This window comes from Allobosea spartocytisi, assembly GCF_014764685.1.
GTDB lineage: Bacteria > Pseudomonadota > Alphaproteobacteria > Rhizobiales > Beijerinckiaceae > Allobosea > Allobosea spartocytisi.
This window is the reverse complement of the sequence record NZ_JACXWY010000016.1, coordinates 92,557-107,058: the sequence shown is the minus strand read 5'-3', so window position 1 is coordinate 107,058 and position 14,502 is coordinate 92,557. Positions and strand designations below refer to the sequence as shown.

At 66.5% G+C, this 14,502-nt stretch carries 11 protein-coding genes; 6 read left to right on the top strand and 5 right to left on the bottom strand.

The window, feature by feature from the left end; all coding sequences use genetic code 11:
• Window positions 1-40: 40 nt before the first annotated feature.
• The 3 genes from tssB to IED13_RS21395 form a co-directional block, all read right to left on the bottom strand.
• A complete protein-coding gene (gene tssB, locus IED13_RS21405; protein ID WP_081925067.1) occupies window positions 41-571 on the bottom strand; it encodes a type VI secretion system contractile sheath small subunit in 531 nt (176 codons plus the stop codon).
• A 124-nt stretch (window positions 572-695) separates the two neighbouring features.
• A complete protein-coding gene (locus IED13_RS21400; RefSeq protein WP_191125405.1) occupies window positions 696-2,147 on the bottom strand; it encodes a type VI secretion system protein TssA in 1,452 nt (483 codons plus the stop codon).
• A gap of 85 nt (window positions 2,148-2,232) precedes the next feature.
• On the bottom strand, window positions 2,233-2,799 hold the full coding sequence (locus IED13_RS21395; RefSeq protein ID WP_113254798.1) for an OmpA family protein: 567 nt from the start codon (window positions 2,797-2,799) through the stop codon (window positions 2,233-2,235).
• 117 nt (window positions 2,800-2,916) lie between these two features.
• Here IED13_RS21395 and IED13_RS21390 point away from each other — a divergent pair, with 117 nt between their 5' ends.
• The 3 genes from IED13_RS21390 to tagH are packed head-to-tail and all read left to right on the top strand — an operon-like array spanning window position 2,917 to window position 6,752.
• Window positions 2,917-4,773, top strand: coding sequence for a type VI secretion system Vgr family protein (locus IED13_RS21390; protein ID WP_191125404.1), 1,857 nt, complete (start codon window positions 2,917-2,919; stop codon window positions 4,771-4,773).
• Between the two features lie 14 nt (window positions 4,774-4,787).
• A complete protein-coding gene (locus IED13_RS21385) occupies window positions 4,788-5,336 on the top strand; it encodes a DUF6931 family protein (RefSeq protein WP_191125403.1) in 549 nt (182 codons plus the stop codon).
• A gap of 33 nt (window positions 5,337-5,369) precedes the next feature.
• Complete coding sequence (gene tagH / locus IED13_RS21380; protein ID WP_191125402.1) at window positions 5,370-6,752, top strand: type VI secretion system-associated FHA domain protein TagH; 1,383 nt, start codon at window positions 5,370-5,372, stop codon at window positions 6,750-6,752.
• A gap of 134 nt (window positions 6,753-6,886) precedes the next feature.
• Here the strand turns inward: tagH and IED13_RS21375 are convergent, their stop codons facing one another.
• Complete coding sequence (locus IED13_RS21375) at window positions 6,887-7,240, bottom strand: RidA family protein (RefSeq protein ID WP_191125401.1); 354 nt, start codon at window positions 7,238-7,240, stop codon at window positions 6,887-6,889.
• Window positions 7,241-7,388: 148 nt separating this feature from the next.
• Window positions 7,389-7,892, bottom strand: a complete 504-nt coding sequence (locus IED13_RS21370) for a PAAR domain-containing protein (protein ID WP_191125400.1) — start codon at window positions 7,890-7,892, stop codon at window positions 7,389-7,391.
• Between the two features lie 179 nt (window positions 7,893-8,071).
• Here IED13_RS21370 and tssK point away from each other — a divergent pair, with 179 nt between their 5' ends.
• The 3 genes from tssK to tssM are packed head-to-tail and all read left to right on the top strand — an operon-like array spanning window position 8,072 to window position 14,502.
• Entirely contained in the window at window positions 8,072-9,409 is a 1,338-nt protein-coding gene (gene tssK, locus IED13_RS21365; RefSeq protein ID WP_191125399.1) for a type VI secretion system baseplate subunit TssK, read from the top strand.
• The gene (gene tssL / locus IED13_RS21360; RefSeq protein ID WP_113254805.1) at window positions 9,406-10,854 is read left to right on the top strand and encodes a type VI secretion system protein TssL, long form; all 1,449 of its coding nucleotides are present in this window, start codon (window positions 9,406-9,408) and stop codon (window positions 10,852-10,854) included. The genes tssK and tssL overlap by 4 nt, the downstream gene beginning before the upstream one ends.
• Before the next feature lie 12 nt (window positions 10,855-10,866).
• On the top strand, window positions 10,867-14,502 hold the full coding sequence (gene tssM / locus IED13_RS21355) for a type VI secretion system membrane subunit TssM (protein ID WP_191125398.1): 3,636 nt from the start codon (window positions 10,867-10,869) through the stop codon (window positions 14,500-14,502).

Sequence of the window (14,502 nt, the reverse complement as noted above, 5' to 3'; positions counted from 1 at the left end):
TAACCGCCTGCCGACCCGGAAAGAGGGCCCGCGCCCTGCCTCAGTTCTGCGCCTCGCCCTCGGGCTTCCCGTTCTTGCCGAGCCTGTCCTTGAGGGCTGTCATCAGCTGCGGATCGGCCAGCAGCGCCTTGATCTGGTCGCTCGCCGCCATCTTGCCGTCCATGTAGCGCAGCAGGTTGGCGAGCTGCTCGCGCGCCTCCAGCAGCTTGGCGGTCGCCGGGATCTGGCGGGCGACGGCCGCGGGGTTGAAATCCTCGAACTTGGTGAACTTCAGCGCGACGGAGAGCTTCTCGCTTTCGTCCTCGCCGAGCTTGTTGGACACGTTGAAGGCAAGGCCCGGCTCGATCGCGGCCATGCGCTGGTCGAAATTGTCCATGTCGACGTCAAGGAACTTGCGCTGCGAGATCTCCGGCTTCTCGACCGCCGAGGCGTTGCCCGAGAGATCGGCCAGCACGCCCATCACGAAGGGCAGCTCGATCTTCTGCTCGGCGTTGTAGGGGTCCTCATAGGTGATGTGCACCCGAGGCGGCCTGTTGCGGCGAATGAACTTCTGCCCTGAATCTCCGGCCATGACGCATGCCCCTTTTGCTAACCGGACCACGCTGACGTAGCGTGATACTGTATAGAACTTCGGAATTCATCGATATAGTCTCATCATCGCGACGAGAGGTTCAAATCGAAACCGAAAAACTTCCCTAGCTGTCGGCATCCGGCATCTGCGCAACCTCGGGCAGGATATTGCCGAGCAGCGACATGAAATCATGCTGCGCCAGAGCGCAGGCCTTGTCCATCAGGAGCGGCGTCGGATGCGAAGGCTCCACCTGCCGGTAGAAGGATGCGACCGCCCTCATCGCGTTGACCGCATCGGCGCGGTTGCCGATGGCGATCACCGCCATGGCGGCAGCCGGCGGCGGCACGTGGGACGGAGCCTCCGCCACACCGGAATCGGCCTCTCCGCCCTCGGCCAAGGGCTCGGACTCTTCCACCACGCCGTCGTCATGGCCGTCGCCGTCATCGCTTTCGACGGAGGCGCTGTCGTAACCGTCCTCCCCCGCCTCGGAATCATGGCCGTCCGGCACCGGAAGACGCTCGAGCGGCAGCCTGAACCGGCGCACTTCGCCGATCTCGAGAACCGCCTTGTCGACGTGCTCCGGAAACATGATCTGGATGACCTCGATCAGCGACTTGCCGATGAGCTGCTGCGCCTGCCCGATCAGCAGGACAGCCGGGCTCGACGGCTCCGTTTTGCGAAAGTAGCCGAGGCAGGCCGCCAGCGTATCCTTCACTTGGAGGATGCTCGAAAGGCCGCCCGGATTGAAGGTTGCAGCGCTAGTTGCCGGCATCTGCGCGTCGGTCGCCGCAGCCGCCGCCGAGGGCTGATGCCCCGGAACGCGCCGCGCGACCGCCATGTCCAGAAAGCCGGCGATCTGGTCCAGAAGTGCCACGAGGCGCGGGAAGCCGAGCGGATGATCGACGCCTACTCTCTCGATCCAGATCGCACGCAGGCGCGCGAGCCCTTCGCGCGCGGCGTTGATATGGCCGAGGGTCGCCGTCAGGGCATCGACCTCGACCTCCCCCAGCGCCGCCTGGATCGCGCCCGCATCGGGATGCTGCTCGCCCTCGACCAGCTTCGTCTCGCCGCTGGCGACAAGCTGGCTGCGGAAGGCGAAGGCGCCGATGCGGCGGCTCACGAACAGCGGCGCGTGCTGCAACGGCAGAACCACGGTCGGCAAATCGTCCAGCCCCTGCAGCGTGACCTCGCGCATGATGAAGTCGCCATCCAGCGCGCGCGGATGCACCTCCTCCCAATGCTCGCCGAGGATCTCCGCCATGGCTGAGAGACAGGCGGCAAAGCCGGCGATGTCGCGATTGAGGATCGAGAGCTTCGCCGCGAGCACGAAGAGCCGGAGGTCCTGCGAGCGGGCCATCAGCTTGCCGAGATCGGCGAAGGCGGCGGGGAACTCGATGCTCGAGCGGTCGAAGGCGACCTGCCTGCCGTCGTCGTCGCGGCGGAAATACGCCACCGGAAGCACGACCTCGAGCCGCGCCGTGACATTCATGAAGTCGGTGTCGTCCTCGAGGTCCGGCCCGCAGGGCCCGTCATCGGCCATCGGCTTCGACAGTTCGGCGAAATTCAGCGCGGCCATGCCTCTCCCCAGAATGCCTCTTCCCGCCCGGCAACGCGGCGGCCCGGAAGCCCCACGAACCGCCGTGAACAGATCGACCGTGCGCTCAATTCGCGGCGCGCAAGCGCGTCTCGACGCGGCGGTTGTCGCCGGAGAAGGGGTCGGCGACCACCGGCTGGCTCTGGCCATAGCCCTTGGCGACGAGCTTGCCGGTGTTGACGCCCTTCTCGCCGAGATAGCGGACCACCGCCTCCGCGCGGCGCTCGGACAGGCTCATGTTGTAGCTCGGATTGCCGGCGGCATCCGTGTGCCCCTCGACCATGAAGGTCTGGCTGGAAAGCTGGGGCGTCTTCAGGGCCTTGGCGAATTCGTCGAGATTGCCCTTGGCCTCGGGCTCCAGCACGTCGGAATTGTACTTGAACTTCACCACGAGATCGAAGGCGCTCGGCGGCTTGGCGACCTCGACCGCATGGCCAGCCTTCGCGCATTCGGCCTCGGTGCCGATGCACAGCCCGCGCGTGACGCCCGCCGGCTTCGGTGCGACGACGCCGGGCTGGAAATGCTTGACGATGTCGTCCGCCTTGTAGGTCTGCGCCATGGCGCCTGTCGCCATGGTGAGAACCATCGAGCCCGCCAGAGCGACGAATACCTTGAATGCGGATTGCTTGCGCATGGGAACCTCCCAATGTGTCACGCCAATCGGCGGATGAAAACTTACGGATCCGACGATGACTCTGAGAGTTAGTTACGTCAAGTCTAATTTAGGTTCAATCGTCGAAAGGTTTCGTTGATGCCATCGAATCCTGGGCAAGAACAAAGAATTGCATCTTTTACAACTCCGGCCGGAAAGGACGAGTTTTCACTTATCCGGTTCGAAGCCGACGAATCTTTAAGCGAATTGTTTACTTATAATGTCGAGGCGATCAGCAAAACCGAGAATGCCGACCTGCAAAGCATCATGAGCGAGAAGTGCTCGATCAAGTTCACGTTGAAGAACAAGAGCGAGCGGGTTCTCAACGGCACGCTCGTCGATGCGCAATGGCTCGGCAAGCAGGACGACCTCTATGTCTACCGATTCACGCTGAGGCCCTGGCTCTGGCTGCTCTCGCAGCGCGCAGACTGCCGGATCTTCAAGAACAAGACCGCGCTCGACATCATCAAGGAGATCTTCAAGAAGGAGAACGCGGCGAGCTTCGATGACCGCACCAGCGAGACGCTGCAGCCGATCGACTACTGCGTGCAATATCGCGAGACCGATCTCGACTTCGTGCTGCGTCTGATGGAGCAGTACGGCATCTACTACTACTTCAAGCACAGCGACGGGGACCACAAGCTGGTGCTCTGCGACTCCCGCTCGGGCCATGACCAGGTGATGCCGAGCGCCGAGGCGAACTTCACGGGCGACAGCTCGATCTTCGCCTTCGTGGCGCCGGGCAGCCGCTTCCCGCGCGCGGATGTCGAGCATCTCACCCAATGGTCGACGGTGCGGCGCCTGCGCACCGGCAAGGTCGAGCTCAAGGACTATGATTTCGAGAAATCGGGCTCCGACCTCACGGCGCGCGCCGAGGAAGGCTTCCCCAAGGCCAAGTCCTATGAGGCCTACGACTATCCGGCGAGCTACACCCAGCGCGACCAGGGCGAGCATTTCGCCCGCGTCCGGGCGCAGGCGCAACAAGCCAAGGACGACCGGCGCTACACGGCCGGCGAGGCGCCGAGCCTCTATCCGGGCGCGCTGATGAAGCTCGGCGAGCACCCTTCAGGTGCCGAGAACACCGAATATCTCGTGGTACGCGCCACGCATGTGCTGGGTGCCCAGAGCTATCGCTCCGGCCAGCAGGATGAGGCGCTCTACAGCGGCTCCTTCGAATTGCAGAAAAGCGACCGGCGCTTCCGAGCGCCCCTCGTCACGCCACGCCCGAAGGTCTACGGGCCGCACACCGCCAAGGTCGTCGGTGAGAAGAACCAGGGCGAGGAAGGCGATATCGACGTCGACGAGTACGGCCGCATCTGGCTGCGCTTCCATTGGGACCGCGAGGACGGCTCCACCTCCTGCCGCACCCGCGTCGCGCAGATGTGGGCCGGCAAGAACTGGGGCGGCCAGATCATTCCGCGCATCGGCCAGGAGGTGATCGTCGAGTATATCGAGGGCAACCCGGACCTGCCGCTCGTCGTTGGCGCCGTCGTCAACGACCAGCACAAGCCGCCCTACGAATTGCCGGCGAACAAGACGCAATCCGGCCTCAAATCGGAATCGACCGACCATGCAGGCTTCCCCGGCACCTATAACGAGATCAAGTTCGAGGACCTCAAGGACAGCGAGGTTCTCGAGATGCGGGCCGAAAAGGACCACAAGGTCACGGTCAACAATATCGAGACCCGCGAGATCGGCGAGCGCTTCCAGGGCAGCAACTATTCGCGCGAGACCACTCTGAAGCTCGGCAACGACAAGCTCGACATCCAAAACGGCAAGCTCGACGTCGAGGCGCTGACCGAGATCAATCTCAAGGTCGGCGAGAGCACGATCAAGATGACGCCCGGCAGCATCGAGATCAAATCGCCGACCATCACGATCCACAGCCAGGCCCTGACGGAGGTCAAGAGCGACGGCGCCCTCGTCGTCAAGGCCCCGATGGTGACGATCAACTAACGGCTGGAGCCTCCATGTCACGCCTGCGCTTCAGCACAGCCCGCGAAGTGTTCGAGACCTATCCCTCGGTCTCCCAGGCCGTCACCATGCCGCCGACGGCGGAGCCTCCGCTGGTTTTCCTCGCGCGCCTGGTCAGGGGCCCGGCGCCGATGGAGGCCGCCGGCTTCTGCGCCTTCCTCCTGCCGAGGCGTGAAACGGTGTGGTGGGCCCTGCAGGCGGTGCGCGCGTTGCAGCCGCCCGGCACGCAGGATCCCGGCCTCGCCGCCGCCGAGGCCTGGGTCCGGGAGCCCGGCGACAAGACCCGCTTCGAGGCGCTGCGCCACGCCCAGGCCGGTGACCGTGCGCGGCCGGGCACCTTCGTGGCCTGGGCGGCCGGCTATTCCGGCGGCAGCATGTCGGAAAGCCATGCCATCCCGACCCCACCGGACCTGACCGCGAAGATGGCCCGCATCGCCGTGCTCAATGCGATCAACCGTCTGCCGGCCCGCGAGCGTGAAGCCGCATTGCGCGCCTGTGTCGAAGCATGCATTCGTTTGGCCGAAGACGATGCCGGCAAACGCTGATCTTCTCGCGCAGCTCGGAACGGGATGTCCGCGATGGCGCTGACACTGACGATCGAGAACCAGACCTCGCTGCCCGATGGCGGCCCGCTCAGCGTGACCGCCAGCGGCGGGCGCGGCCTCGATATCGGCCGCGACCAGCATCTCGACTGGGCGCTGCCCGATCCCTCGCGCGCCGTCTCCGGCCGCCATTGCGAGATCCGCTTTCGCGACGGCGGCTGGTGGCTGCGCGACATCTCGACCAACGGAACCTTCGTCAATGGCGGCGAGCATCGCGTGCAGTCGCCCTACCGCCTCCAGCACGGCGATCGGCTCGAGATCGGCCACTACATCATCGCCGTCGCCATCGACGAGGAGGCCGGGCAGGCAAAGGCGCAGGCGGCCTCTCCTCCCCCATCCTATGCCGCCGACCCGGAAGCACTCTGGGCGCCCAGCACGGATGCCGCGCCGCCAATCTCGCGTCGCGATCTGATGCCGCCCGGCCACGCCAAGCCGGTGCATGCGAGCTTCATCGACTGGGCCACCGACATTCCGGCACCGGCCGCCGGGCCGGCGCCGCCAGCCCCTCCACCGGGCCGGTCTGCCCAGCCACCGCAAGGCGACGATTTCGCCTGGGCGCCCTTGCAGGCCGCCCCCACCCCCCAGGCGGAGCCGCTGGCGCCGATCCCCACGCCGCGCCGTCCGACGGCAAGCGGCCCGGCCTCCGCGAACCCCTGGGATGAGCTAGCTGCGGCCGAACCGGAGCCCGATGCCGAGCCGATGCCTGCGCCCGCGACCACGCCGGTGTCCGCAGCCGCCGTCACGCGGGACCCCGTCCCCATGAGCGGCCCTGCCGCGATCTCGATGGGCGAGTTCATGCAGCGCTTCGCCAAGGGGGCCGGCGTCTCGCCGCAAGCCCTGTCCACGCAGGATCCGGGCGCCTTCGCCGAGCAGCTCGGCGGGCTGATGCGCTTGATCGCGGAGGAGCTGAAGGGCCTGCTCGCCGCCCGCGCCGAGAGCAAGCGCATCGCCCGTAGCACCAACCAGACGATGATCCAGGCGCAGGACAACAACCCGCTGAAATTCTCGCCGACGGTGGACGACGCGCTGCAGCTGATCTTCGGCCAGCCGCGCAGCGGCTATCTCGACGCGAAGCGCGCCTTCGACGAGAGCTTCCGCGACCTCAAGGCCCATCAGATCAAGACTTACTCCGCCATGCAGCACGCGCTGCGGATGCTGGTCGAGGATCTCGATCCGCAAGCGATCGCCGAAGCGACCACGCCGGAAGGCGGGATCGGCGGCCTGATCGGCTCGCGCAAGGCGAAGATGTGGGAGACTTATGTTGCGCGCTGGGAGGCCAAGACCGCCCCTTACGAGGACGGCCTTGTCGACGCCTTCATGATCTATTTCGCCGAGTGCTACGACCGCGGCGGGAAGTGACGGCCGTTCCCTGCGGCCATCATGCTCGGGCTCGCCCCGAGCATCTCATGCAGAATGAGACTCCAGTGCCCTCCTGTCCGGAGATTCTCGGGTATCCGCTGCGCTGCGCCCGAGAATGACGCCCCCCTTCAATCCTACCGCTTCGCCGCCACAGCGGTGATCTCGATGCCGTAGCCGGGTGATGCCAGCTTCGCCTCGACGGTCGCGCGCGCCGGCGCATGGCCCGGCGCCACCCATTTGTCCCAGACCGCATTCATCTCGCCGATCTTGCCGATATCGGTCAGGAAGATCTGCACGCCGAGAATGCGTTCCTTGCCGCTGCCGGCATCCGCGAGCGTTTCCTCCAGCAGTGCCAGTACCTCTTGCGTCTGCTCGGTCAGCGAGCGCCCTTCCGTCTTCTCCGGCACATGGCCGGCGAGGAAGACGATGCCGTTGAAGATGGCGGCGTCGCACCAGCGGGCGGTCAGCCCGATGCGTTCGATGGTCATGGCAGGTCCTCCGAAGTGGGATTGGGAGAACCCGCTTGGCGAGCCCGAGACCTCCGGTCAAGCCGGAGGATCGGCACCCCGGCGAGCCACAGCACGGAAAACGATCCAACATCAGTGACTTGTGCGGAATCGTTGAATCAATCCGGCATCATCCGCCGATGATGACTGTCGGCAGGCCCATGACGATTTTGTTGGGCGGCCCCAGCGCTTCGAGGACCGTATCGCCCATCCGGCAGGCCGGCAGGTTGTTGATCAGCACGGTCTGCGAACCGTCGATGACGACGCCGAGTCCATGCGGCACGGGCGGCGGCACGGGCGTCAGGCAGTTATGAATATCGGCGCCGCCGGAGGCGCCGGTGATCATCGCGCCCATGCTGGCGGAGACGGCGTTCTTCGTCGCGATTTCGGCCGCGAGCGCTGCCGGCGCGCCGGGCGTGCCGGCGGCAGCCAGCGTCGCGGCCTCCGCCGCCTGCACCGTCGCATCGGCTGCGGCTTTGGCGCCCTGGATCGCCGCGGCGGCCGCAGCTGGAACCCCTCGCCAGGCCGGCAGGCTGCCGATCAGCACGTTCGGACTGCCCGGCCCCGGCTGCAGAATGCCCGGCAACGGGTGGATCACAGGGTCGGTGATGCGTGCGGCAGGGCCTTTCGGCATCGTCGCCTCCCGTTCTCGAACGGATTCGTTCCTTTCAGGACTGCCCTCAAACTCTGTCCGCCGCATCCTTCAAGTCAATGACGGCGCCTCGCGCGCGAAGCGCTAGCATTTCGTTAGGTGACGCTGGGGCAAGCCCCGGATAAGCTCGCCATGCCTGCCTTCGAGTGAGCGAGACCGGAATGTCGTGGTACAGCAAGGTCGTCTGGTCGGAAGGGCTGTTCCTCAGGCCGCATCATTTCCAGCAGAGCGACCGCTATCTTGAGAACCTGCTGGAAAGCCGGGTCAGGGCCATCACGCCCTATCCGTGGGGCTTCTCGGTGCTGGAGATCGACCGCGACCTCGCCCAGCAGAGCCGCATCGGTCTGCGCCGCGCCGTCGGCGTGATGCCGGACGGCACGCCCTTCGCGCTGCCTGACAACAGCCCGCTCCCGGCCGCGATCGAGGTCCCGGAGAATGCGGCGGGCCAAATCGTCTGGCTCTCCCTGCCGCTCTCGGCCGCCAACACCCGCGAGGTCGAGGACGCACAGACCGGCTCCGCGAGCCGCTATCTCCCCGCGACCGAGATGCTGATCGACTCAACAGCCTCGCTGCGCACCGAGGAGGAGATCGACGTCGCCCATCCGCGCCTGACCCTGGAGCTGCGCAAGACCGCCAAGGCCGGCTATGTCGGCTTGGCGCTGGGCCGCATTCTCGAAGTGCGCGACCGCGCCATCCTGTTCGACGAGAAATTCGCCCCGCCGGTGCTGGTCTGCTCGGCCTATCCGGTGATCGAGGGCTGGCTCGACCGCGTCATCGGCTGGATCGACAACAAACTGGAGGAACTCGCCCGCTATGCGGCCGATCCGACGGCCGGCGGCGGCCTGCAGAGCGCCGACTATTTCGTGCTCCAGCTCCTCAACCGCAGCATCCCCGTGCTGAAGCACATGCGCCGCTCGCGCTTCGTCCATCCCGAGCGGCTGTTCTCGACCTTCCTGGCGCTGGCCGGCGAGCTTGCGACCTTCACCACGGCCGAACGCCGCGCCCGCGACTACCCCGCTTACGATCACGACGATCTGGAGAATTGCTTCGCCCCGGTCGTACGCGACATCCAGGACTTCCTCTCGGCCAATCTCGGCCGCCGGGCGATCCGACTGGAGATCGTCGAGCGCGCGCAGAACGCCTTCATGTCGACGATCCGCGACCGCAGCCTCGTGCGCAACGCGACGCTGGTGCTGGAAGTGGCAGCCCGCCGCCCGCTGACCGAGATCCAGGCGCAGTTCCCGCAGCTCTTCAAGATCGGCCCCAACACCAAGATGAACGAGATCGTCCATGCCCATCTGCCGGGCATCAATCTCGTGCATCTGCCGACGCCGCCGCCGCAGATCCGCGCGCTCACGGATCATGTATACTTCTATCTCGACCGCACCTCGCCGCTCTGGCCGGAGTTCTCGACGGCGAGTTCGATCGGCATGCATTTTTCCGGTGACTGGCCCGATCTCGAACTCGAGCTCTGGGCCGTTCTGGAGGGCAGACGATGAGCGATCCGGGTTCGCCCTCAGATCCGTTCGGCCGCTCCGAGCGAACGATCATCAGGCCGAACCCCGGCGGGCGCCGCGCGCCCCTGCCGCCCGCTCCTGCCGCACCAACCCCGGCTGCCCCGCAGGCGCCCCAGCCCTATCAGCCACCGCAAGTGCCCTCGCCCGGCGTGCCCGGCACCGGCGACGAGTGGATGTCGAACCCGGCGCCGATCCCGCCGCGCCAGCAGCAGGCCCCGCCGCCTTCTGGCGGCGGCCAAGCCCTGCCGCGCCGCGACCAGCTCCTGACGCCGAACGCCAACCCGCTTCTGCGCGCCGCGGGCCCGCTCCTGCTCCTGCTCGGGCGGATGCGCGCCAATCTCTCCAACGCGCCCTTCGCGCAGCTTCTCGGCCAGGTCGGCGAATCCGTCGAGGCCTTCGAGCATGAGGTCCGCGCCGCCGGCGTCTCGCACGAAACCGCCCAGACCGCGAAATATGTCATCGCCGCCAGCGCCGATGACATCGTCCAGAACATCCCCGGCGACGACCGCCATGTCTGGACGCAGTACAGCATGCTCTCGCGCTTCTTCGGCGAGCGCATCGGCGGCGTGCGCTTCTTCGAGATGCTCGACAAGGCCAAGGCCGATCCATCGGTCAATTACGACCTGCTGGAGCTGATGCATGCCTGTCTGGCGCTGGGTTTCCAAGGCATCCACCGCACCTCTTCCGGCGGCGCCAACAATCTCCAGATGATCCAGCGCAACCTGTTCGAGACGCTGCGCCGGGTGAAGCAGCCCGACCCGGAGCTCTCGCCGCGCTGGCGCGGGCAGGCGATCGCGCAGGCCGTGACCGGCTTCAAGGTGCCCGTCTGGTCGGTGGCGGCGATCGCGGCCGTCGCCCTGCTCGGCGTCTATTTCGTCTTCCGCGCCCTGCTCTCGGGCAATGCCGAGGCCGCCTCGACCGCGCTGCTCTCCGTCCATCCCAAGGGCGAGATCGGCATCATGCGCAAGGTCTTCTCGGCCCCGCCGCCGCCTCCCCCGCCGCCAACGCAACCGCCGAAGGTTTGCGCCGCGGTGCAGCCGCCGATCGTCTGCCTGGTGACGCCGAACATCGTCATCGTGCGCCTCGCCGGTATCACCCTGTTCGAGCCGGGACAGGCTGCCGTGCGCGCCGAGTTCCAGCCGCTGATCGAGCGCATCGCCGCTGTGCTGGAGCAGGAGGGAGGCGCGGTCAAGGTCGTCGGCCATACCGACAATGTACCGATCCGCACCGCCCGTTTCCCCTCCAATGTCGAGCTCTCGCAGGCCCGTGCCAAGGCGGTCGGCGACATGCTGAAGACCAAGCTGACCAAGCCCGATCGCATCAGCTTCGAGGGTAAGGGCGCGGACACGCCGATCGCGCCGAATGCCACCCCCGCCGGCCGCGCCCAGAACCGGCGCGTCGAAATCCTGATCCAGCGTCAGAACTAGGAGGGCGATCCGATGAATCTCGCCACCTGGCTCCGCATCGTGGCCATCCTGATCGGCGCGCTCGCGCTCGCCGCACTGATCTGGTTAGGCGGCCCCTTCGTCGCTTTCGGCGAGGTGCGCCCATTCGAATCCTTCTGGGTCCGCATGCCCGTCGCCGTGCTTCTCCTCGTCGGCGCGCTCGCCTGGATCGCCGTCATCATCATCCGCCGCCGCAAGGCGACGGCCGCGCTGACCGAGGCGCTGGAAAAGGAAGAAACGACCGGCGACGGCGCCGCCCTCTCCAGCGCGATGAAGGATGCGCTGGCGACGCTGAAAAGCGCCCGCGGCAAGGGCGGCGACTATCTCTACGACCTGCCCTGGTACGTCATCATCGGCCCGCCCGGCGCCGGCAAGACCACGGCTCTGGTCAATTCCGGCCTGAAATTCCCGCTGGCGCGCGGCGCGACACCCGCCGCCGTCGCCGGCTCCGGCGGCACGCGCTACTGCGACTGGTGGTTCGCCGAGGATGCGGTGCTGATCGACACCGCCGGCCGCTACACCACGCAGGACACCGACACCAAGGCCGAGAAATCGAGCTGGTTTGCCTTCCTCGACCTGCTCAAGACCAACCGCCCGCGCCAGCCTATCAACGGCGTGCTCGTCGCGATCAGCGTCGAGGACCTGTTGACCTCTTCGCCTGAGGACATCGCAGCCCATGCCGACGCGATCCGCGCCCGCCTGCTCGAATTGCACGAACGCCTGAAGGTCGATTTCCCGGTCTATGCGATCTTCACCAAGGCCGACCTGATCGCCGGCTTCAACGAGTTCTTCGGCCAATTGACCGAGCCGCAGCGGCGCATGGTTTGGGGCCACACCTTCCAGACCGCCGACAAGACCCGCAACATGATCGGCGACGTGCCGCCGGAATATGACGCGCTGATCGAGCGGCTGAACGAGCGCCTGCCCGATCGTTTGCAGGACGAGCACAACCCGACCGCGCGCGCCCAGATCTTCGGCTTCCCCAGCCAGATGGCGACGCTGAAGCGCTCCATCGTCGATTTCCTGACCCGCGTCTTCGAGCCCACGCGCTACCACGCCAATGCGACCTTGCGCGGCTTCTACTTCACCTCGGGCACGCAGGAAGGCACCCCGATCGACCAGCTGATCGGCGCGCTCTCGCGCAATTTCGGCTCGGACCATGCCGGCGCGGCCTCCTTCTCCGGCAAGGGCAAGAGCTATTTCCTGACAGAGCTCGTCCAGAAGGTCGTGATCGGCGAATCCGGCTGGGTCTCGACTGATCTCGGCGCCGCCCGCCGCATGACGGCGCTACGCATCGCCGGCTTCGCAACGGTCGCGCTGCTGTCGCTCGCCGCGCTCGGCCTGTGGTGGACGAGTTTTTCGCGCAACAGCGACCTGATTACCGCGACCAATTACGGCCTCTCGGATTATCGCAGCGCCGCAGCTCCGGTGCTGCAGGAGACCACGATCTCCGACCGCAATTTCAGCCGTGTCCTGCCGCTGCTGCACAAGCTCCGGAACATGCCGGCCGGCTACGCCACGCAAGCCGAGCCGACGCCGACGCTGGCCACCTTCGGGCTCAGCCAGCGCGAGCGCCTCCAGAACGCGAGCGAGATCACCTACCAGCAGGGTCTGGAGCGGATGCTGCGGCCCCGCATCATCTTCCGCCTGGAGGAGCAGCTCGAACAGCAGGCCAACAATCCCGGCTTCGTCTACGAGGCGCTCAAGGTCTACATGATGATCGGCGGCCAGGCGAAGCTCGACCGCGACCTCGTGACCTCCTGGATGCGGCTCGACTGGGCCGAGAACCTCTTCCCCGGCCCGGCCAACGCCAAGGGCCGCGAGGCGCTGGAGGAGCACCTAACCGCCATGCTCGACCTCGACGAGGGCACGGGCGAGCCGATGGTGAAGCTCAACCAGTCGCTGATCGAGCAGAGCCAGCGTACGCTCCGCCGCCTCAGCATCGCCGAGCGCGCCTATGAATTGCTGCGTACGCAATCCCGCAGCGACAGCGCCAAGGACTGGGTCGTCTCGCAGCGCGGCGGCTCCGATGTGCGCCTGGTCTTCGAAGGTGTTGGCGGCGAGGATCTCGATCAGGTCCGCGTGCCGTATTTCTACACCTATGACGGCTTCCAAAGCGCCTTCATCGGCCGGCTCGGCGATATCGGCGACCGCATCGAGAAGGAACGCTGGGTGCTGGGCGAAAACGTCGACCAGCAGGCGATCACCGCGCAATACGCGACGCTGTTCCAGGACCTGATGAAGCTCTACAGCCGCGACTATGTCGCGACCTGGCAGAAGACGCTGCGGCGGTTGAAGCTCCGGCCGCTCAATGCCGACAAGCCGCGCTATGTCGCACTCAGTGCTATCTCGGCGGCGACATCGCCCTTCAAGCAAGTGCTGGAATCCCTGCGCGACGAGACGCAGCTCACCAAGGAGCGCCCCAACGCGAAGAAGGCCGTGGCGCAGACCGCCGCGAAGAACGCGGCGCAGACGCTGGACGAGCGCGCCAGCCAGGCGCTCGGCCGTCTCGGCGCCAACCTGCCGATGGCCTCGGCCGGCGTCGACCGCGTGCTCGCCGGCAGCAACGACGTCTCGCTCGGCGCCGATATCGAGGCGCAGTTCAAGCCCTACCACGTCCTCGTCGACGGCGATCTCGGCCGCCGGCCGGTCGACCAGCTCCTCCAGACCTTCTCGGAGATCAGCCAGAACCTCGCCATCGCCGCGACCAATCCGTCCCAGTCGGCGGCGGCGAATGCGGCGCTCGTGCCGCTGATCGCAACCTTGCGCGCCAATTCCTCGCGTTACCCCGCGCCCTTCGACGGCATGATCGTGCAGGCGGTCAACGATTTCGAGGGCGATGCCACCGGCGCCACCGTCGCCCTGCTCAGGCAGGCGCTGGCGGAACAGGTCACCGGCGTCTGCAACGAGATCGTCACCAACCGCTATCCCTTCACCAAGGCGAGCGCTCGCGACGTGCCGCTCGCCGATTTTGCCCGGCTCTTCGCGCCCGGCCAGATCATGGACAAGTTCTACAAGGAGCGGCTGGAGCCCTTCGTCGACACCTCCAAGCCGCAATGGAGCTGGCGCGTCGACAGCCGCGTGGCGCGGGCGCTCTCGCCGACGACCTTGCGCGAATTCCAGCGCGCCAGCGAGATCAAGGAGGCCTTCTTCCCGACCGGCGGCAACCTGCCCTCCTTCCAGATGGTGGTGACGCCGACCGCGCTCTCGGCGGACGCTTCGAGCGCCAAGCTGGAGATCAATGGCTTTACGGTGACGAGCCAGCAGGGCGTCAACACGCCGGCCCCGGTGATGTGGCCGGGCGGCGGCGTCGGCAAGACGGCGGTGACGCTGACGCTCGGCGGGGCAAGTGGCAACGCCTCGGGCGGCATGTTCGGCGGCGGCTTCTTCTCTTCGGGCTCACAGAGCGGCAACGCTGCGCAGGGCGAGGCCAAGCTCTTTGAGAAGGACGGCACCTGGTCCTTCTTCCGTCTGCTCGATGCCGGCTCGGTACTGAAGCAGGGCGACAATGTCGGCTTCAACCTGAGTGCCGGCGGCCGGCAGGTCGGCTATTCCTTCGGTGTCGGCTCGCTCAAGAATCCGCTGATCCTGCCGGCGCTGCGGGAAATCCGCTGCCCTTCGGGGATCTGA